General features: G+C 35.8%; 19 protein-coding genes. 14 read left to right on the forward strand and 5 right to left on the reverse strand.

The annotated features are described in order from the left end of the window. The first annotated feature begins 3 nt into the window (after positions 1–3). Complete coding sequence (locus FTRAC_RS13010; protein WP_013454724.1) at positions 4–1,383, forward strand: dipeptidase; 1,380 nt, start codon at positions 4–6, stop codon at positions 1,381–1,383. Positions 1,384–1,439: 56 nt separating this feature from the next. Here FTRAC_RS13010 and FTRAC_RS13015 read toward each other — a convergent pair whose 3' ends face one another. Both FTRAC_RS13015 and FTRAC_RS13020 read right to left on the reverse strand, forming a co-directional pair. Further along, positions 1,440–2,486 (reverse strand): sodium:calcium antiporter, encoded by a 1,047-nt coding sequence (locus tag FTRAC_RS13015; RefSeq protein ID WP_013454725.1) that lies wholly within the window; start codon positions 2,484–2,486, stop codon positions 1,440–1,442. An 84-nt stretch (positions 2,487–2,570) separates the two neighbouring features. Beyond that, on the reverse strand, positions 2,571–3,935 hold the full coding sequence (locus tag FTRAC_RS13020) for a hypothetical protein (RefSeq protein ID WP_148230085.1): 1,365 nt from the start codon (positions 3,933–3,935) through the stop codon (positions 2,571–2,573). 150 nt (positions 3,936–4,085) lie between these two features. Between FTRAC_RS13020 and rbfA the strand changes: the two genes are divergently transcribed. The 11 genes from rbfA (at position 4,086) to FTRAC_RS13075 (ending at position 15,594) form a co-directional block, all read left to right on the forward strand. Continuing rightward, positions 4,086–4,478: a 30S ribosome-binding factor RbfA gene (gene rbfA / locus FTRAC_RS13025; protein WP_013454727.1), complete on the forward strand. Its 393-nt coding sequence runs from the start codon at positions 4,086–4,088 to the stop codon at positions 4,476–4,478. An 18-nt stretch (positions 4,479–4,496) separates the two neighbouring features. After that, complete coding sequence (locus FTRAC_RS13030; RefSeq protein ID WP_013454728.1) at positions 4,497–5,723, forward strand: ABC transporter permease; 1,227 nt, start codon at positions 4,497–4,499, stop codon at positions 5,721–5,723. A gap of 105 nt (positions 5,724–5,828) precedes the next feature. Continuing rightward, complete coding sequence (locus FTRAC_RS13035; RefSeq protein WP_013454729.1) at positions 5,829–8,759, forward strand: DEAD/DEAH box helicase; 2,931 nt, start codon at positions 5,829–5,831, stop codon at positions 8,757–8,759. 36 nt (positions 8,760–8,795) lie between these two features. Further along, on the forward strand, positions 8,796–9,422 hold the full coding sequence (locus FTRAC_RS13040) for a hypothetical protein (RefSeq protein ID WP_013454730.1): 627 nt from the start codon (positions 8,796–8,798) through the stop codon (positions 9,420–9,422). A gap of 96 nt (positions 9,423–9,518) precedes the next feature. After that, entirely contained in the window at positions 9,519–10,088 is a 570-nt protein-coding gene (locus FTRAC_RS13045) for a TetR/AcrR family transcriptional regulator (protein WP_013454731.1), read from the forward strand. 3 nt (positions 10,089–10,091) lie between these two features. Then, positions 10,092–11,210 carry a hypothetical protein gene (locus FTRAC_RS13050; RefSeq protein WP_013454732.1) on the forward strand — a complete coding sequence of 373 codons (1,119 nt, stop codon included), beginning with the start codon at positions 10,092–10,094 and terminating at the stop codon, positions 11,208–11,210. Positions 11,211–11,221: 11 nt separating this feature from the next. Then, the gene (locus tag FTRAC_RS13055; protein WP_013454733.1) at positions 11,222–11,929 is read left to right on the forward strand and encodes an ABC transporter ATP-binding protein; all 708 of its coding nucleotides are present in this window, start codon (positions 11,222–11,224) and stop codon (positions 11,927–11,929) included. Between the two features lie 95 nt (positions 11,930–12,024). Continuing rightward, the gene (locus tag FTRAC_RS13060) at positions 12,025–13,188 is read left to right on the forward strand and encodes an ABC transporter permease (protein ID WP_013454734.1); all 1,164 of its coding nucleotides are present in this window, start codon (positions 12,025–12,027) and stop codon (positions 13,186–13,188) included. Next, positions 13,185–14,459, forward strand: a complete 1,275-nt coding sequence (locus FTRAC_RS13065; protein WP_013454735.1) for an ABC transporter permease — start codon at positions 13,185–13,187, stop codon at positions 14,457–14,459. Before FTRAC_RS13060 ends, FTRAC_RS13065 begins: the two co-directional genes overlap by 4 nt. Next, complete coding sequence (locus FTRAC_RS13070) at positions 14,456–15,202, forward strand: outer membrane lipoprotein-sorting protein (protein ID WP_013454736.1); 747 nt, start codon at positions 14,456–14,458, stop codon at positions 15,200–15,202. Before FTRAC_RS13065 ends, FTRAC_RS13070 begins: the two co-directional genes overlap by 4 nt. A 47-nt stretch (positions 15,203–15,249) precedes the next feature. Continuing rightward, entirely contained in the window at positions 15,250–15,594 is a 345-nt protein-coding gene (locus FTRAC_RS13075; RefSeq protein ID WP_013454737.1) for a hypothetical protein, read from the forward strand. Between the two features lie 83 nt (positions 15,595–15,677). On the opposite strand, the gene rpiB is transcribed toward FTRAC_RS13075, so the two are convergent. The 3 genes from rpiB to FTRAC_RS13090 form a co-directional block, all read right to left on the reverse strand. After that, on the reverse strand, positions 15,678–16,106 hold the full coding sequence (gene rpiB / locus FTRAC_RS13080) for a ribose 5-phosphate isomerase B (RefSeq protein ID WP_013454738.1): 429 nt from the start codon (positions 16,104–16,106) through the stop codon (positions 15,678–15,680). A 148-nt stretch (positions 16,107–16,254) separates the two neighbouring features. After that, positions 16,255–17,445, reverse strand: a complete 1,191-nt coding sequence (locus FTRAC_RS13085) for a GlmU family protein (RefSeq protein WP_013454739.1) — start codon at positions 17,443–17,445, stop codon at positions 16,255–16,257. Between the two features lie 267 nt (positions 17,446–17,712). Then, a complete protein-coding gene (locus tag FTRAC_RS13090; protein ID WP_013454740.1) occupies positions 17,713–17,958 on the reverse strand; it encodes a type B 50S ribosomal protein L31 in 246 nt (81 codons plus the stop codon). Positions 17,959–18,099: 141 nt separating this feature from the next. Here FTRAC_RS13090 and FTRAC_RS13095 point away from each other — a divergent pair, with 141 nt between their 5' ends. Together FTRAC_RS13095 and FTRAC_RS13100 are read left to right on the forward strand one after the other, a co-directional pair. Continuing rightward, a complete protein-coding gene (locus tag FTRAC_RS13095; protein ID WP_013454741.1) occupies positions 18,100–19,812 on the forward strand; it encodes a capsule assembly Wzi family protein in 1,713 nt (570 codons plus the stop codon). A 117-nt stretch (positions 19,813–19,929) separates the two neighbouring features. After that, complete coding sequence (locus FTRAC_RS13100; protein WP_013454742.1) at positions 19,930–21,759, forward strand: ABC transporter ATP-binding protein; 1,830 nt, start codon at positions 19,930–19,932, stop codon at positions 21,757–21,759. Positions 21,760–21,782 lie beyond the last annotated feature (23 nt).

The raw sequence follows: 21,782 nt of genomic DNA on the forward strand, positions 1-21,782 counted from the left end.
TTAATGATAACGAAAGAAGAAACAGGAAAATATCTAAGCGAGAACAAACAACGGTTTTTGGATGAGTTGTTTGAATTATTAAGAATACCAAGCGTAAGTGCTGATCCGAAGTTTAAAGCAGATGTAAAAAAAGCAGCACAATATGTAAAGGAAAAATTTGAAGCTGCTGGTGCTGATAATGCAGAAGTTTGCGAAACCAAAGGACATCCCATTGTTTATGCTGAGAAATTGATTGATCCAGAATTACCAACAGTTTTAGTATATGGACATTATGATGTTCAGCCAGCCGATCCGTATGAATTATGGGATTCAGAACCATTTAATCCAGTCATAAAAGATGGAAAAATTGTAGCTCGTGGATCTGCTGATGACAAAGGGCAGATGTATATTCATATTAAAGCCTTCGAAATGATGATGCAAAATGGAGGAGTTCCATGTAATGTGAAATTCATGATTGAAGGTGAAGAGGAGGTTGGTTCAGAAAATTTGGAAATCTTCATTGCTGAGAATAAAGAGAAATTGAAATCTGATGTTATAGTTATTTCGGATACTTCAATGATTGCCAATGAGCATCCTTCAATGGCAGTAAGTTTGAAGGGTATCAGTTATTTGGAAATCGAAGTGACTGGTCCGAATAGAGATTTACATTCTGGGGTTTATGGTGGTGCTGTTGCTAATCCCATTAATGTTTTGTGCAGAATGATAGCCTCACTTCAGGATGAAAACAGAAAAGTGACCGTGCCGGGTTTTTATGATAAGGTGTTGGAGCTTACTCAAGATGAAAGAGATGAAATGAATAAGGCTCCTTTTATCTTAGAAGATTATAAAAAGGATTTACTGATAGACGATGTGGAAGGCGAAGCTTCTTATAATACGCTTGAACGAATGGGAATTCGTCCTACATTAGACGTAAATGGAATTTGGGGTGGGTATATTGGTGAAGGTGCTAAAACAGTACTTCCATCAAAAGCACATGCTAAGATTTCTATGCGTTTGGTACCAAATCAGAATCACTATGAAATCACTAAGCTTTTTAAGGAGCATTTAGAAAGTATAGCACCAAAAAGTGTGAAGGTGAAAGTGACACCGCATCATGGTGGAATGCCATATGTAACTCCTACAGATACTGATTCTTATAAAGCGGCAGAGAGAGCTTTCGAAAAAGTTTGGGGTAAAAAGCCAATCCCGACTAGAGAAGGAGGTAGTATTCCAATCGTTTCTTTGTTTAAAGATATTTTAGGGTTAGATAGTATTTTGATGGGTTTTGGATTGAATTCAGATGCTATTCACTCACCAAATGAAAGCTTTGGAGTAGAAAATTACTTGAAGGGGATAGAAACTGTAGCTTTATTTCATCAGTACTTTGCTGAAAAAGCTAAGTAATTTTTTTTATAGGTAGTTATTTTTTGAAAGCTCGCTGTTCAAATAGCGAGCTTTTTTCATTTTATAACGAACGAGGTGATTCCTAAAGTTTCAAATATCATCCATACCACAAAGAGCACGTATAGTGCCAAAAGAACAATTCCCTCCCATCTAACTAAGGCTAGATTTGTTCTTAAAAATACAAACATGATAATGGTGATTAATGCCAAGAAAAGCATTAAAGGTGCAGCTACTGTAAAATTCACAATTGCAGTGCCTGCTATTAAAACACCGACTGGAACGGCTACCAGAAGATCGAAAATGTTACTTCCAATTACATTTCCTAAGCTAATTGAACCTTTGAATTTTCTGGCAATTTTGATGCTTACTACAGCGTCAGGAATACTTGTTGCACCTGCTACTATCGTTATACCCCATATAAAATCAGGGGTATTGAAAAACTCACCCAAGAAAATAGCTCCGCTTACTAAGCCTTCCACACTAGCAACTATAAGAACTAAACTAATAATTAATTTAATCCAGTCCTTTCTGATGTTGATATTTTCTTTATCTACGTCTACCCCTAGTACAGCTCTTTTGCCGTGATCCCTTCTATAGTCCCTCGTTTCCATTCCTTGAATAAACAAATACAGTCCGTAGAATACTACAGGAATTAAAGCAATCCATCTGGTCATTGTGCCTTCCATATTGTTAGGACTAATCACAATTGGATGATAGATATAAGCAAGTGCAAACGATATAAATAAAATAAATATAGAAATGATGTAATACTGCGTGTCTTTATAGATTAAGCTTAAATCCGCTGGCATTCTTTTGACCAAAACTGCCGAGATACCAGGAATTACTAATATATTAAAGATAGCAGATCCAACTATAGCAGAAACACCTAAATCGAATTTTCCATGAAGAAGTGTAGAAAGAACTGTTGCTGCTAATTCAGGGAAACTAGAGCCAACCGCTGTAATTATAGTTCCTTGAATTAATGGCGGCAAATGATAGAAATCAGATAACTTTTCTGATGACTCCTCCAATAGGCTGCCACCTTTCCAGACCGCCCAAGTTGATACTGTTATTATCCCTATATATAATAGTAGTTCTCCCATAAATTATTCCAAATATCAATAAAATACTATTATAAAACAATGCTAAAGGCACACGTCTTAAAAATAATTGTTGTAACAGTTAATTTATCTTTCTTTATTTATCAGTTGGTATACATTTTTGCTTTTGCAACTGTACTGAGATTCAATTGTTGGCATTTCCTTTAATGAATCTTTAAAATAACCACTTAAATCTATGATGACTTCTGGCTTATGTTTGTCAATATCATCATATAGATGAATCAATCGCTCTTTTTCACTCATGTCACCCAAAACCTTGCTACTTAATTCAGGGTGGAGATATTTAGTAGCAACACTTTTTGCCTCTCTATAAATATTCGACTTAGCTCCCAAAATCATGACTTTTTTATTGTTTAACAAATTCTCATAAAGATTTTGAGAAGTTTGAAGCTTATTCAAATCACCATAATGATGAAGGGGAGTATTTTGATAATATAAGCTATATCCTATTACGATTAAAGAAATGGTGAATGCAAAAGTGAAGATTTCTGCCCTAATTTTTTTGTTGAATTGTAAAATGAAATGAGTGATAAAAAATGCAAAAGAAGGTATAAATAACAACAGTTCGTATGGAGCTCTTTCATCAGAAAACCACCAACAGCCAAGTGCTGCTAAAAACATAATGAACATTACTTGCTGAACTCTGACCTGGTAATTTGTAAATCTTCCTACAGCGAACGTTTTGTATAAGGAAAACAGGAATACTGAAACAGGTAAACCTATAATGATCAACATCGATCTAAAGTCAGTAATGGGAACTACTTGATTTAAAAAACTAAATTCAATCCACTGGAAAATTAAACTTTTCAAACCATCCTGCCAGAAAAAGTAAATAAACACAATCCCAAATGGAAACAAAAAGCCATAAAGGAAAAGCAGATATCGTCTTAATACTAAACTTGTTAGCATTGCAAAAGAAAGTATTGTAGCCACAAAAAATACTATGCTAGGCAAGTAAAACAAAACTGCAAGCCCCATGAATAGCCCAGTTTTTAAAATAGTAGCATCATCTAACTTATTTTCAATTCTCAAATAAATATTATCTAAGACTAGTAGAATAAAGGTTAGGCTAATGAGTGTGGGCGATAATGTGAAGAAATCATAGAATGTAAACATCATCACTGCATATATCAATGCTGGAATGTAGGAGTTTTCATTATAGGCCTTATTTCTCAACATGATGTTGTTAAAAAGGGAAAACTGATAAGTTACCAACAAAACAGATAATATTTGTAATGCTAATATTGATTTGCCAAAAACAAATTCTATGATCATATACACCCATGCAGATAATGGTGCAATTGGGCTAATCAAATCTTTATACAAAACTTTTCCCGAATTAAGGGCTTCTCCAATCAAGAGCCAATTGGTTTCATATACCAAAGGTTCCGACCCAATTAAATAGGGTAAACGCAATAGAAATACTGCCAAAAAAAGTATCAGTAAGCGATAAGGATCGTTTATTCGGAAAAAACCTAACAATAGTCTTTGGTTTTGTTTAAAATTCGATTGCTAAATTAGGCGATTAAGCACAAATTGTATAAAATATCGTGCATATTTGTAAAGAAATTATAGAATAATATGGCTGCAGGTTCAAGACAGAAAAAATATTCCAGTTTATTACAGAAAGATTTAAGCGAAATTTTTCAAAAACAAATGGCTAATGCCTTTGGAAAAGCTTTTATCACCATAACTGATGTGGAAGTGTCCCCAGATTTAAGTTTTGCTAAGATTTATTTAAGCCTAATGCTGTCTGACAATCCAAGCGAAACGCTGGAAATGATTAGAGAAAGAAAAAGTGAAATCAGGAAACATTTAGGAAATAGAATTGGAAAGCAAGTTAGGATTGTTCCTGAGATCGCATTCTTTATGGATGACACCTTGGAAAGGGCAAATCGAATTGATGATATTCTATCTAAACTTGACATTCCACCTGAGGAAAAGGATGAGGATGATGATGAAAATAAGGAATAAAAATTCACCATTAAAATATTGAAGAACCTATCATTTTTCATAGCAAGAAGATATTTCCTTTCTAAGAAGAAAAAAGGATTCATTAATGTACTGTCCATTATTGCCATGGTAGGTGTTGCAATTGGAACAGCCGCATTGGTCATTGTGCTTTCGGTTTTCAACGGGCTGGAAGATTTAATCCGTTCATTATATAGCTCTTTTGATGCAGATATCAAGATCAGCTTAAATGAAGGTAAATTCTTTGAATATGATGATGAGCTTCAAAAAGCAATTGAAGAAAGTGAAGGCCTTGCAACCATAGTGCAAGTCGTTGAGGACAATGTGTTGGTGCGCTATAATGATGGTGAATCAGTAGTTCGGATGAAAGGGGTAAGTCCTGAATTTGTTAAAAATAGTCGTTTAAAAAATCATATTACCGAAGGCCAATTGAAGCTGACGGAAAAAGAACAGAACTTTGCAGTTGTGGGACAAGGCATTCGATATGATTTATCCATCAACTCACGTAACGATTTTTTAGCTTTGCAATTTTATTATCCGAAAAACATTAGTCCTGGTAGAACTAATCCATCTAGCATGTACAATTCTGGAATTTTGATGCCGGCCGGGGTTTTTGCTATTGAAAAGCAATATGATGAAAAGTATATTTTTGTGCCAATACGCTTTGCTAGAAAATTAATAGGGAAGAAAAATGAATGCACATCCATTGAAATTAATTTGGATGCCGGAGTTTCAATTGACCAGGTACAAGAATCCTTACAAAAAGATTTAGGAGATGAATTCGAGGTTTTAAATTCTGACGAACAACACGCTTCATTGCTCAAAGCAATCAAAATAGAAAAATTATTTATATACCTCACTTTCAGTTTTATTTTGGCTGTTGCTTCTTTCAATATCTTTTTTGCACTTACTATGTTGGCACTTGATAAGAAAAGAGACATTAGCATATTGTATGCCATGGGCACCCCTATCAAAACAATCCGCAATGTTTTCTTAAAAGAAGGTGCGATTATTTCTTTATCGGGAGCGCTTACTGGTGGTCTTTTTGGATTTATTATTTGTCTACTGCAGCAAGAGTATGGACTAATCTCAATGAATATGGCGTCAGCTGTGCAAGAGGCTTATCCTGTTAAGATGATTGCTTCAGATTTTATTTTCACCATGCTGACAATTTCTGTCATTACTATATTAGCATCTTTCAAGCCCGCTCAAGTTGCAGCCAAATCGGTTGAAATTCAGCGATTGTAGGAAATTATTGAAAAAAACATTACCAGTTCCATCCTTATTTATTAAATTTCAATTCTGATTTTTCTAAAAAATTAACAAAAGCTGTTTGATTGATAAGTTTTATCCATGAAGGTATACACCACTCAACCGTTTCAACTAATATATTCACTGTTTGAACATGAATATTTGGGCTACACATTTGAATCTTTTGTAGTGCAAATAAACAGTAGAGGTGAATTAACTTTTTCGCATCAAAACATTTCTTCTAAAAATGCCAAGGAATTTGGAAAAGGCTTGGATGATGTTGATTATGAATTGATTGAGCTAATGGATGAAATGCAGCAGGATGTGGTGGTAAGGAAGTTTGCGAAGAAGAAAATGAAGCCCGCTGAATTTTTTGATAAATTTTATAATATAGAAGGTGGTAATGACCTAGTGAAGGACGAAATAGAGCGCTATATGGAAAGAAGGCGTTCGGAAATTTTAAGCCGAATAAAAGGCAAAATGCTTTTTGAGATGGGTAATGATGGTGAACCCGCCTGGCGCCAAATTGAAATAATGGAAGAAAAAGCCACTATCCTTTTCCATTTTGTAAAGAATGAAGACAATACCCACTATTTCCCTACTATTAAGCATAATGGTGAAAAATTAGAGTTTCAGTATAAAGGAGCCTATCTAATTTGTAATGAACCGGCCTGGCTTGTAGTGGATCAGAAATTATACTCATTTGAAAAAGATCCTGAGGGCAAAAAGATCAAACCTTTTCTCAATAAAAAATTCATAGCAATTCCTCAGAAGGTAGAAGAAACCTACTTCAAAAAATTTGTTGCCCCGCTGGTTGCCTCCTTTGATGTTTTTGCCAGAGGATTTAAGATTAAAACTTATCGCGAGGAACCCTTTCCCAAATTGAAAATTTCAGAATTAGCTGCTACAGCAGGAAAAAATCTTGATCTATTTAGTAATGGCGATAAAGATATAGAAGACGAAGGGAAATTATTAATGGAACTGAAGTTCCAATATGGAGAACATACTTTCCCGCTTGGTAAAGGAGAGGGAGTTTCGGTAAAAGTTGAAAAGGAAGATGGACAGTTCGTTTTTAAACGTTTGGTCAGAAATATTTTGAAAGAAAAGAGCCTGAGAGATGCCATGGTAGATAGAGGTTTGAATATTTTGAAAGGAAAAGTTACTGCTCCTAAAACGCAAGCCTTTAGCTGGATTTCTAAAAATGTGGATTGGCTGGATGAGAATCAGGTTGAAATACAGCAAGAAAAACAAGTAAGTGATAAGAACTACTTTGTTGGTAAATCTTCTATTGAAATTGATATATCAGAAGGTATCGATTGGTTTGATATCAATGCAGTAGTTATTTTTGGAGACTATGAGATTCCTTTTAAAGAGCTCAGAAAGCATATTTTGAATAATCAAACTGAATTTCAATTACCTAATAATCAGACGGCAGTAATTCCATCGCACTGGTTTGAAGATTATTCAGAGCTTTTCAGCTTTATGGAAAATGGAAATGAAGATGCCATGAAAATGAGGAAGCATCATTTGTCATTGGTGAGTGAAATGGAAAAAAGTAACCTTGCGAAGGTGCAAATGGACCGAAAGTTAGCGAAGCTTAAGGACTTTACTCAAATAGATGATCACCCAATGCCTGAAGATTTCTCAGGGGAATTACGTCCTTATCAAAAGGAAGGATTTAATTGGCTGCAATTCTTAAATCAATATAATTTTGGCGGTTGCTTAGCTGATGATATGGGATTGGGGAAAACCGTACAAACACTGGCCATGCTGCAATCGGAGAAAGAAAGTGGCAGGACTGCGGCAAGCCTATTGATCATGCCTACATCCTTGGTTTATAACTGGCAATCAGAAGCAGAAAAGTTTACACCTGAATTAAAAATATTTGTCTATACAGGGACAAACAGGATCAAAGACAGTAAACAATTTGAAGATTACGACTTGATTTTGACTTCTTACGGTATTACCCGCTTGGATGTAGAAATCCTTTCTGAATTTTTATTTAATTATATTATTCTGGATGAATCTCAAGCAATCAAAAACCCAGATTCCCATATCGCCAAAGCAGTTAAAAAATTAAAATCTCGTAGAAAATTAGTCTTAACAGGTACACCTGTGGAAAACAGTACAATGGATTTATGGTCTCAAATGTCATTCGTAAACCCTGGTTTGCTAGGCAATAAGAAATTCTTTAAAGATGAGTTTGTGACACCAATTGAGAAAAAAAGGGATGAGCAAAAATCCCAAAAATTGGCAACACTGATTAAGCCATTTATTTTGAGGAGACATAAATCACAGGTAGCAACCGAACTTCCCGATAAAATTGAGAATGTCCATTATTCTGGCATGACCACCATGCAGGAAGAGAAATATGAGGAAGTAAAAAATTACTTCCGTGATATGATTTTGGATGAAATTGAGAAAAAAGGGATTCGCAGTTCACAAATGATATTATTGCAAGGCTTAACTCAGTTGCGACAAATTGCTAACCATCCAAAAATGGTAGACCCTGAATATCAAGGCGATTCAGGAAAAATGGAAGATGTTACCCATATGTTGACTTCAATTATTTCAGAAGGGCATAAGGTTTTGATATTCAGTCAATTTGTAAAACATTTGAGCTTATTTAAAGAATTCATGGAACGTAGTCATATAAAATATGCCTATTTGGATGGTACTACCAAAGATCGTCAAAAGCAAGTAAAACTGTTCCAAGAAAATCAAGACCTATCAGTATTCTTAATTTCTCTAAAAGCTGGTGGATTGGGTTTAAACCTAACAGCAGCAGATTATGTGTTTTTACTGGATCCATGGTGGAATCCTGCCATTGAGCAACAAGCAGTAGATAGAGCTCATAGAATTGGACAAAAGCAACAAGTCTTCACTTATAAATTTATCACAAAAAATACTGTAGAAGAAAAGATATTAGCGCTACAGGAGAAAAAATTGACCCTGGCTAGGGATTTAATTAGCACTGAGGAAAGTTTTATGAAGAGCTTAAGTAAGGAGGATATTCAGGGGATTTTGTCGTAGCTTGACTTTGCTTTGATTTGATAAAATCATTTTTAGATGGATGAATTGAGCACTCATATTTGGTACGCTAGCTACGGCTCTAATATTTCTATAGAAAGGTTTAAGTGCTACATCCAAGGAGGAAAGCCAGAAGGTGCTACGAGAACTTATCAAGGTTGTATAGATCAAAAGCCACCAATAGATCAACAACCTATCCTAATACCACATGAATTATATTTCGCTAAAAGTGCTGGAGTATGGAATGGAGGAGGCGTTTGTTTCATCAATCCTGAGAAAAATAATAAGGCTAAGACATTAGGCAATATGTATCTGATTACTCGGCAACAGTTTTTGGAGGTTGTTCAGCAAGAGAACAATACACATGAGCCAATCAAAATTGATTTTAATAGAACCCAAAAGGAAGAATCCTTAATTGTAAGAGAGAACAGCTGGTACGGGAATTTACTATATTTAGGGGAAGAAGGTGATGCCCCAATCTTCACTTTTACGAATGAAAAATACTTGGTAAATGGAATAAACTCACCGAACCAGCATTATTTAGGAACCATCATCAAAGGATTAATTGCTACCCACCAGCTCAGCATATCTCAATTGGAAGATTATTTTGTTTACAAAAAAGGAATTAAAAAGGCAATGCTCACTGAAGTGATCAATCAGTTTTAAAAGGCGTTAAATCACAAACCATTTCTTTAATGTTACGTATTTAAAAAATAATACTATTATTGTAACATAATATTCAATTAGTAACATTTAAAGTAAATGACTAAAAGTCAAAAAGCGATATTAGAAAGTGCCAAAGCTTTATTTTGGAAGTATGGTTTAAAGAAAGTAACCGTGGAGGAAATTTGCGAGCAGGCAGACGTAAGCAAAATGACCTTTTACAGGCGCTTTGTAAATAAGGAACATGCTGCAGAGGAAATTTTAGAAGCGATTTTGGAAGATAACCTGAGAAGATATTCGGCTATCATGGATGAAAAAAAACCTTTTCCAGAAAAAATTAATGAGGTTTTAAAACTTAAACATCAAGAGTCCAAAAATATAAGCAAGGAATTCATTAATGAAATCTTAACGGAAGATGGCTCAGCGCTAAGCGAACTTGTTGAGAAGCATACCTTAAAATCTTATAAAGTAATGATAGCTGATTTTGAAAAAGCTAAAAAAGAAGGCTGGGTCAGAAAAGATCTAAAACCTGAATTTATTATGGATATGTTGGGAGTGATTCGAACTAAAATGCAAGATGAGCATTTCCTGAAAATGTTCAAGAGCATCGATGAAGCCATAATGGAATTAAGCAATTTCTTCTTTTATGGGATTTTTGTCAAACGATGACTCATGAGACAATTAATTATCATATTGCTAATTTTTGCCCCTTTCCTTCTGAAAAGCCAGATTTCTTGGGATGGACAAGTTTCTGCTTTTGGTAATTACAGTCCGGATAATCAGTATTATTTATTCATGGGTGGACGCTATATTCCTGAAATCAATTACACATATGCTATAGATTCAGGCAAAAGCTTTGATGTTTTAGCTGCTGCCAATATCAGTGGTTCTATTCTTTCAGACCCTTTTCAAGACAACCAAACTAATGGAAATATAGACCCCTATCGATTATGGGCGCGTTATGCTGGCCAAAATTTTCAAATTCGGGCAGGCTTGCAAAAACTGGATTTTGGCGTGGCCACTTTGCTTCGTCCTTTGCAATGGTTCAATCAAATTGACCCTCGCGATCCTTTGGCTTTAACAAATGGAGTATATGGCGTTATGGGAAATTACTATTTTCAAAATAATGCGAATATTTGGCTCTGGGGTCTATATGGAAACAACAAGAGAAGAGGCTTTGATGCTGTCGCTACAAATAAAAATGTACCTGAATTCGGAGGGCGTGTTCAACTTCCATTGCTCACAGGAGAAATTGGCTTTACATATCACCATAGAAAGGCCGATGCAAGTAGTTTTTTAAATGATAATGCATTCAACAATATTGCTGAAAACCGCTGGGCAGTAGATGTTAAATTAGATTGGGTAGTCGGACTTTGGCTAGAATCTACTTATATTCATAAAGCTGAAAATATTGGTGTTTTGACTAATCAAAATCTAATAAATCTTGGAGCCGATTATACTTTCGGCTTAGGTAATGGACTCACCGTCATTAGCGAACATCTATTATTTGGAAATAGTGAAAGTGGCTTTTCTGATAATTACGCCAATATCACAGCTGCCAGTTTAAGTTATCCTTTAGGTTTTTTTGATAGCTTGAGTGGCTTGGCCTACTACAGCTGGGAAACGGAAAGCACTACTTTTTTTCTAAATTATCAGCATCAATTCAATAAAATCATAGGCTATTTAATGGCCTATTACAATCCGTCTGAATTTCAGGGGATTCAACAAAATGAATTAGTCAATAACTTTTCAGGGCCAGGTGTGCGCATTATGCTGGTCTATAATCACTAAATTATCTGCTTATGGAACCTATCATCAAAATTGAAAATGTCACCAAAAAATTTCCTGAAGGAGAAGGGGAGTTTGTTGCCTTGAAGAATATCAGTCTCAATTTTGAGAAGGGTGAATTTTCAGGAATAGTTGGTCCCAGTGGTTCTGGTAAAACAACACTGCTGAATATCATAGGATCTTTGGATCAGCCGAGTAGTGGAAATGCCTGGGTGATGGATAAAAACGTAGCAGAATTAAGTCATAAAGAATCTGCTCAATTGAGAAATCTGCATTTAGGTTTTATTTTTCAGGTATACAATTTATTGCCTGTCTATACGGTATTTGAGAATGTAGAATTTGCTTTACTCTTGCAAAACAAAAGCAAGGAAGAGAGAAGAAAAGCAGTGATGCAAGCGTTGGAATGGGTGGGGCTGGAAAATATTCCTAATAAAAAGCCCTCAAAACTTTCAGGTGGAGAAGGGCAAAGAGTCGCTATTGCAAGAGCAATGGTGAAAGAACCTAAAATAGTGTTAGCCGATGAACCAACGGCTAATTTGGATGCAACTAATGCTCATGCAATCATTCAGACCATGAAAAAGCTCAATGAGGAGCTGGGTACTACTTTTTTATTTTCAACTCATGATGAAAAGGTAATGCAGTATATGAACCGCATCGTTCACCTAAAAGGTGGTGAGGTCGAAAAAGATGAAATCATAACTGCTCAAAATCCAAAGTCATGAAATGAGCATAAATCTAGATTCCCTAATTTACCAACAGAGGGATGAATAGATTTATGGGAATTCCATGTGACAATTTAAAAACAAACACTATACACATGAAACTTGCATTACAATTAGCATATAAAAATTTAGTCGGTGCGGGTTTGCGCAGCTGGTTAAATATTGGAATTCTGGCTTTCACTTTTATTGTTATTATATTTTTTAATGCTTATCTGGATGGCTGGAATTTACAAGCACAGAGAGAAAGTATAAAATGGGAATATGGCCATGGTCAATTACGGCATCAAGATTACGATCCCCTTGACCCCTTTTCCATAAACGAAGCACATGGAAAATTAAATACTTCCCAAAGTGAAAATTTAACAGCTGTTTTGATCCAACAGGCATCACTTTATCCTGAAGGAAGAATGGTTTCTGTTTTGATGAAAGGTATAGATTCAGCTCAAAAAATATTAGAATTGCCAACTGAAGCATTCGCCAAGTCTGATGCCAATATTCCAGCTTTGATCGGTAAACGAATGGCCTCATCCAATAAACTGGAAGTTGGAGATCAACTGCTATTAAGGTGGCGAGATAAAAATGGGACCTTCGATGCCGCAGAAATTACAATTGCTGACATTTTTGAAACCGATGTCACTTCTGTAGACGCGGGTCAGATTTGGATACCTATTGAGAGGCTGTGGAACATGACCGGGTTAAAGGGAGAGGCTACCTACTTTATAGCAGGTGAAAACTATTCTCATTCGCCCGTGGACGCGTGGTATTTTAAATCACAAGCAGAATTATTAAAGCAGTTACAGGAAATTATTGAAATGAAAAGTGCTAGTAGTTCTATCCTGTATTTTCTGCTCTTAGGAATAGCCTTGCTCGCTATTTTTGATACTCAAGTGCTATCGATTTTTAGAAGGCAAAAAGAAATAGGAACCTATATTGCGTTGGGGATGACACGCTGGCAAGTGGTTCAATTATTTACAGTGGAAGGAAGTATGTATAGCATTTTGGCTAGCATAGTAGGTACAATAATTGGCGTTCCGATATTTTGGTATTTTTCAACCTTTGGGATAGGGATGCCTGATTATGTTACACAGCAAGATATGGGGGTTACAATCGCGCAACGCATATACCCTGCCTTCACTATCGGGCTTATTATGGGTACTATCGCACTGGTGGTATTATCCGCAACCATTGTTAGTTTCATTCCATCGAGGAATATAGCAAAAATGGATCCTGTTGATGCACTTAAAGGAAAAGTCCAATGATACAGTTTATTTTAAAAGGAATAGTAAGAGATAAGAACAGAAGCCTTTTACCCATAATCATTGTGGCATTAGGTGTTACTTTAACGGTGTTTCTAAGCGGCTATTTAGCAGGCGTTTTTCAGGATGTTATTCAGCAAAACGCCCGATTTGAAACTGGTCATGTCAAAATAATGAGCAAAGCCTATGCGCAAAATAAGGATCAGCTGCCAATAGACCTGGCTCTTTTGGAAACTGAAGAACTAAAGGATGAATTACAGGCTGAATATCCTGACATGCAGTGGGTTCAAAGGATAAAGTTTGGAGGCCTTCTAGATGTTCCTGATGATGAGGGCAATAGTAGAAGTCAAGGCCCAGCTGCGGTGATGGCTGTTTCTCTTCTTTCAGAAAATAGTATGGAATTAGACCGACTAAATATCAGAAACTCCATTATAAAAGGTAATCTCCCTAAGGAGAATGGTGAAGTGCTGATTTCCAATGACTTTGCAGATAAATTAGAAATAGAGATTGGAGACCAAATCACTTATGTTGGTGCCACTATGTACGGTAGCATGGCATTTCAGAATTACACCATTTCCGGCACCGTGAAATTTGGGAACATTGGTTTTGACAGAGGTGCAGTTATCATGGATATATCAGATGCGCAGCAAATTCTAAATATGGAAAATGGAGCTACTGAAATATTAGGCTTTTTCAATAATGAGCAGTATCAAAGTGAAAGTGCGGAAAACATCGTCAAAAAGTTTAATGCTCAATATGAAGACACCGGGGATGAATTTGCTCCTGAAATGCAAAGCCTTGAAGATCAAAATGGATTAGGTGAAATCCTGGCATACAGCAATTATATGTCACAAATCATTGTAACTGTCCTGATTTTAGCTATGTCTGTAGTGCTATGGAATACCGGTTTATTAGGTGGACTCAGAAGATATAAGGAATATGGAATACGCCTCGCATTAGGAGAATCTAAAGGTAGTATCTACAGAAAATCGATAATTGAAGCCATTTTGATAGGAGCAATCGGAAGCATCATTGGAACCCTTTTTGGTCTGCTTGCTACATATTATATGCAGGAAGTCGGTCTTGATATTAGTGATTTATTAAATCAGTCCAGTATGATCATGCCGTCTACCATACGGGCTAAAATTATTCCAAGTCAACTATATATTGGCTTTATTCCTGGTTTGGTAGCTATGGTTTTAGGCAATATGCTATCTGGCATGGGAATTTACAAAAGAGAAACCGCTCACTTATTTAAAGAATTAGAAGTATGAAAACCTTGCTAAAAATATCACTGATTGGATTATTAATTTTGCTTAGCTTCTTTACCCAAGCTCAAATTACGGCAGATCAAGTATTGGATAAAGTCAAAGACAATATGAACGCTAACTCCACTATTACTGAATCTAAAATGGTCATTAGAGGAAAGCGTAACACCAGAGAAATTGTATCAAAAGGATATGCGGAAGGAAATGAGAAATCATTTACTGAGTACCTCTCTCCTGAAAGAGAAAAAGGTACAAAAATGCTAAAATTAGAGGATAAATTATGGATTTATAATCCCTCCACTGACAGGACTATTCAATTATCAGGGCACATGTTAAGGCAATCTGTGATGGGTTCCGATCTATCCTATGAAGATATGATGGAAGACAGAGAATTGAAGGAAATATATGAAGCTACAATTGTTGGCGAAGAAAAAATTGGTGATCGCACTTGTTATGTACTTGAACTAAATGCAATTGTAGAAGATGTTAGCTATCAAACAAGAAAAACCTGGGTAGATACTGAACGCTTTGTTCCGCTCAAAGAAGATCTCTTTGCCAAAAGTGGGCAATTATTAAAAAGAGTTAAGTTGGAGGATGTAAAAGAAATCGATGGGCGTTGGTACCCCACAAAAATCAATTATAAAGACATGTTAATGAGTGGAGAAGGCACTGACTTTATTGTGCTTGATATTCAGTTTAATCCTGAAATTCCAGATTACATTTTTAATAAGGCTTCTTTGAAGCGCTAGCAATATCTTGAAAAATTTGCTATTTTTATTTACATCAAAAGTAATCTATGCATTTTTTAAAAACTATCAGCTTGTACTTGTCAATTCTATTCATCATTGGCTGTTCAGAGAAAGCCATTGAAAGAGATTGTATTGATGAAAAAATGGATGAATATGAGTTGACTCCATATAAAGGAGAGACTTTGAATAGCTGTGATTTCCGCATGGAGCTTTATATTCTAGACAACAAGCAATTTTTCAATGTTTATCAGCCCTGTACTTATAATTTAACTTATCCTGAAGACTGTGATGGAAATATTGCCTGCTGTGCAGAAAATGGTGGAGAAAGGTTGACTGATTTTTATGAAAATGCGACCTACGAAGGGATAGTCGGATTTCGGAGATCAAAATGACGACTATCCGATCTTTGCGCTAAGTCTAGACTGATTCTTTTTTGATCTTCAAGGGAATCAGTACAATGCTCTCCTAAAGTCAATTAACAACCAATCTTGTCAACTCTTCTTTCATGTCTGCCACCTTCAAACTCAGTCGCTAAGAAAGTTTTTACAATAGATAATGTTTTATCATAATCAATAAAACGAGCTGGGATGCAAATGACATTAGCATTATTGTGCTGACGAGTAAGTGCAGCTAATTCATCTTCCCAAGCAATACCTGCTCGGATTCCCTGATGCTTATTGGCCGTCATAGCAACTCCATTCGCGCTTCCACAAATTAATATCCCTAATTCAAATTCACCTTTTTCAACAGCTTCTGATAACGGATGTACATGATCTGGGTAATCAACAGAGGCATCTGTATCCGGACCGAAATCTTTTACTTCATGCCCTTCTTTCTTAAGAAATTCAACCAATTGCTTTTTGTATTCAAATCCGGCATGATCGCCACCTATTGCTAATTTCATCTTTTGTGTTTTTAGTATTAAATGTTTTAAAAAAGACCTTTCAGGGTAATTTATATTTCGCTAATTCAGATTCCGGTCGGTGTGCCACCGATCGTGGGTACTACCATGGCTGGTGGCACACCAACCATCCTAGCTAAAATTTAAAATCTCATTCTTTCTCCCAAATCCTATCTAACTTGCTTTCCTGAAAATGCTCAGTCAGGATTTTTTGTTCCACTTCGTCCAATGTTTTATCTCTTCTTTCCATAACTTTCTGCGCCACTTCAAATGCTTTTTTCACTTGAAAAGTAGAGAATCCAGCTGCTCCTCCCCAAGCAAAAGAAGGAATGAAATTCCTTGGAAATCCACTTCCAAAAATGTTGGCACTAACGCCTACAACCGTTCCGGTATTAAACATCGTATTGATTCCGCATTTGGAATGGTCGCCCATCATTAAACCACAAAATTGTAAACCAGTATCTTTAAATCCGCCTTTGGCATAATCCCAAAGCTTTACATTGGCGTAATTATTTTTCAAATTGGAAGTATTGGTGTCCGCGCCTAGATTACACCATTCACCTACTACAGAGTTCCCGATAAAGCCATCATGTCCTTTACTGGAATAGCCAAAGAATACTGAATTACTTACTTCACCACCTACTTTGCAGAAAGGACCAATGGTAGAATCGCCCTTTATCTTTGCTCCCATATTCACATGCGAATTATCCAGCATAGCAAAAGGACCTTTAATAATGGCGCCTTCATGGATTTGTGCATTTTTACCTATGTAAATTGGACCGTTCTCGGCATTCAAAATTGAAGCTTTAATGGATGCTCCTTCTTCTATGAAAATATTCTTTTCTCCGTAAACGGAAGTGTGTGGATCATTGACATGTTGGGTATTTCTTCCCGCAGTGATCAATTCAAAATCACTTCTGATTTCATCTGCATTTTTCTGAAAGATATGCCAGCTCTGAGTGATCAAGTTAATATCTCCATCATATTCAGCAGCTTCTTCCAATTTTTGCTTAGGATCAAAAAATCCTATTTCTTCTTCTGTGGCGGCCGCTGAAATTAAGACACCATCTTTTTTCAAGCTTGCGCCAAGCTGAATTGCCTTTACTAGCTCAGGATTAGGGCAAACAGAGCTATTGATTAATATATTCTGAGCTTCGGTTTTTGTTGGGTATTTCTCACTTAAAGTGGGAGTTGATATATGAGACAATGATCCATCTAAATGTTTTTCCCACTTTTCACGAATAGTTAAAATTCCCACTCGAATTTCCGCTATTGGGCGCGTGAAAGTAAAGGGTTTAAGTTGATTTCTAAAGTCGGCTTGTTCTATGAGCAAATAGTTCATGTCCCAAATTTACAAGCTTCATTTTATAAATCTGAAATTCTACGAATGAATTTCAAAAGAATTGGAAACATAATTAGTCATACTTAGTCATATTATTCTGTTATCTCAACATCCTCAGCTTTCACTTTGTGCACTTAGTGAAATTCTTAGAGATACTTAGTGGTTAAAAGAAACAGCCTTGGCTGTCTATTTTGTGGTCAAGGCATAAAAAAACCTCTCCGAATTTGAAATCGAAGAGGTTTTGAACTCTTTTGAAAGAAATATAAATTATTTCTTCTTGTATTTTTGGTTGAACTTCTCCACACGACCTGCAGTATCCAAGAAAATTTTCTTTCCTGTATAAAAAGGGTGAGAAGCTGAACTTACTTCTATTTTAACTACCGGATATTCTTTGCCATCTTCCATTTTGATGGTTTCGTTTGAGGACATTGTTGACCTCGTTAAGAATTTCACGTCTGCTTGAGTATCCCAGAAAACAACTTCTTTGTATTCCGGATGAGTATCTTTTTTCATAACTAATTAATTAAATTATTGATTTCCAACCAATTCTTTTAAAAGGAATGCAAAAATAAGGCAAGCATTTGTTCTTTCCAAGCCTTCCTTTATTTATCCACTCTAATATTTTAGCTATCTTGCAGCCTTAATTTATTCTATATGAGATTAATATTCACCATTGCACTTCTTTTCTCTGGATCAATCGCTTACTCTCAGGCTGTAAATGCACCACTAAATCGTGACTATTACCACCTTTTAGAGCGCTTTGAAATAAATAGTGGGAAATTTTCTGATAGTTTTCATGCTTCCATGAAGCCTTTTAACCGAAAAGAAATTGCTCAGTTTATGGATAGTTTAGATACAGATAATTTTAATAGGAGAGATAAATTTAATTATAACTACTTGAAGAATGATAGCTGGGAATGGGCAGATAGCACCAATTACAAAAACAGCAAAGGTATTTTCGGTCATATTTATAAAACCAAACCTGATTTTCTAAATGTGCATACTGAAGAATTTGATTTGCACATTAATCCTGTTCTAGCTCTTTCTGTTGGTCAAGAAAGCATCAGTGATAACAGATTATATACCAATACTCGTGGATTGGAAGTGAGAGGGTTGATTAACAATAAGCTTGGATTTTACACTTTTGTGGGAGAAAATCAAGTTGTATTTCCCAATCATGTTAATACTTATATTAGTGATTTTGATGCTGTTCCTAATGAAGGATTTTGGAAGCCTTATGGTGATAATAAACAAGGAGTAGATTTTTTCACCGCTCGTGGTTATATTTCTTTTCAAGCTACCAAAAACATCAATTTGCAATTTGGGCATGATCGGTTTTTTATCGGCAATGGAGAGCGCTCGTTAATATTAAGTGATTTCGCAACAGGCTACATGTTTTTAAAAGCCGAAACGAACATCTGGAGATTGAATTATACAAATCTGTTTGGACTTCAAACAGCTGATTTAATTTCTAGTGGGAATCAACTATCGGGTACTCGAAATAAATATCCAAGAAAATTTATGTCGCTTCATCATTTGAGTTACAATATTACCGATAACATTAATATTGGGATATTTGAAGCCATTATGTCGGGTGATTCTTCCGTGGCGCAAAATCCAATCGACCCTGTGTATTTCAATCCAATTATTTTTTACCGTGCTTTGGAACAGCAAGATGGCAGTACGGGTAATGCTTTAGTTGGTATGGATTTTAGAGCACTGTTCCTGAAGAGATTCAGCCTATACGGACAACTGGTATTAGATGAATTTTTAATTGATAATTTGCGACAAGGTGGCTGGTGGGCCAATAAATGGGCGGTTCAAGCTGGTTTGAAATATATTAACGTCTTTGAAATCCCAAATTTGGACTTGCAAGCTGAATATAATGTAGCACGGCCTTTTATGTACGCCCATGATTCTAATTTCTCGAACTATGCAAATTATAAACAGCCTTTAGCACATCCATTAGGCGCAAACTTTGAAGAATGGATAGCGACTTTGCGATATCAAATAAGTCCGAGAATTCATTTTAAAGCTCAGGCAGTGATGGCCGAATTTGGGACTGATACCACAGCTAATGCTCATTTTGGTGGGGACATTTTTAAAACTAACAATAGCCGATACAATCATATCAATCCTGATACGGGTAGCAGATGGCAGTTTGGCCACACTATTGGACAGGGGGAAAGCAATACTTTAAGGTTTGTGAAATTGAGTTTAAGCTATATGCCCTATCACAATGTTTTCATTGACCTTAATTACAGCATCCGAAATCAAGTAAGTGAGTTCGAAAATAATAATTCGGAAAACAGCTTCTTCGGTGCCTCAGTTCGGGCAAATATTCCTAAGAGAGAAAATTTGTTTTAGATAAGTTCGTTCTCCTTTCCATAATTTAACTCGTAAATTGCACTCCATTATAAGAATTGGAGTATCTCATAGCTTAGCACAGTTAATGTTAGGGCTAAAAACAATTAAAAAATACAAATGAAAACATATTTTAGAGTGCTTACTTATGCAAAACCTTTGGGCTGGTTAGCACCTCAATATTTGATATATGCATTATTTCAAACCGTATTTAGTGTCATTACATTAGGAGTGCTAACTCCCGTGTTGAACGTACTATTTATGGTGGAGACCGATGCAGCTGAAATCCCTGAGTCCATTCCTGATTTTTATTTGGGGTTACAATATTTCAAGGATGTATTTAATTATTATTTCCTTGATCTTGTACAAGAGGATCGGTTTTTAGCACTTCAATTCGTTTGCGGGATTTTAATCGTTAGTATATTTCTTTCCAACTTATTCAAATATCTGCTGGCTGTAATTTCCGCTATAGTTCGAGCAAATGTGATTTCCAATCTAAGAAATGCACTCTACGATCGCTTAATAAATATGCACATCGGCTACTATACCGAAGAACGTAAGGGTAATATCATGTCGAAAGTAATGGCAGATGTACAAGAAGTTGAAAATACAGTGGTGAATAGCTTGAAGGTGGTGGTTAAAGAACCTTTAATGTTGATTGGTTATTTTGTTGCTTTATTCTTCATATCTGCAAAGCTTACGGGCATTACATTAATTATTTTACCATTATCTGGCTTTATCATTTCTTATATTGCAATCTCGATAAAGAAAAGAGCGATAAAGAGTCAAGAAACTATTGGCAATATTTCAAATATTTTGGAAGAGACCATAGGAGGTATGCGTATCATAAAAGCATTTAATGCTATATTATTTTCTAAGAAAAGATTTGAAGGTGAGGTAGATGTTTATGCTAAAGTAAACGTAAGCATGCAAAAAAGACAAGCGCTGTCAAGCCCAACATCAGAATTTCTGGGAGTATTTGTGGTTGTAGCTGTTTTATTGATTGGAGGATCCATGATTCTTGGTGGAGAATCTGAATTAAGCGCAGGAAGCTTTATCACATTTATCGCCATTTATTCCCAATTGTTGGTGCCAGCTAAAGCATTGTCAACAGCTTTCAGTAATGTGCAACGAGGTTTGGCCTCAGCTGAAAGGATTTTTGGAATAATAGATTTAGAACCCGCTATAAAAGATAAGTCCACAGCTAAAAAATTAGTGGAATTTAAAAGGGAATTAAGCTTCAAGAATGTATCCTTTGCTTATGGAGAAGAAAAAGTATTGAATAATATCAATATCAACATTCAAAAAGGAGAAACAATAGCGTTGGTAGGTCCTTCAGGGGGAGGGAAATCTACTATGGCCGATTTGATTCCTCGTTTTTATGATCCCATCGAAGGCGAAGTACAAATTGATGGTGTTTCATTGAAGGATTTAAGAGTGGAAAGTATAAGGGAAAAAATGGGAATCGTCAGTCAAGAGTCCATTTTATTCAACGATACTATTTTTAATAATATAGCTTTTGGTAAACCTGAATGTACTTTGGAGGAAGTGATGCAAGCAGCAAAAGTAGCCAATGCTCATGAGTTTATTTCCCAAATGGAAGGTGGCTATGAAGCTAAAATGGGTGAAAGAGGAACTAAACTTTCTGGTGGGCAAAGACAAAGAATTAGCATTGCACGAGCTATTTTGAAAAATCCAGACATATTAATTTTGGACGAAGCGACCTCTGCCTTAGATTCGGAATCAGAAAAATTGGTGCAAGATGCATTAACTAATCTGATGAAAAATAGGACTTCTATAGTAATTGCACACAGATTAAGCACCATTCAGGAGGCTGATAAAATATTTGTGATGCAAGAAGGAGAAATCATAGAAGAAGGTCAACATGATGATTTGATGGCAAAGGGCGGTGTTTATAAAAAGCTGATAGAAATTCAATCCGTATCCTAAAGTCAAGCATGTAATTAATTTCC

This window comes from Marivirga tractuosa DSM 4126 (genome assembly GCF_000183425.1).
GTDB lineage: Bacteria > Bacteroidota > Bacteroidia > Cytophagales > Cyclobacteriaceae > Marivirga > Marivirga tractuosa.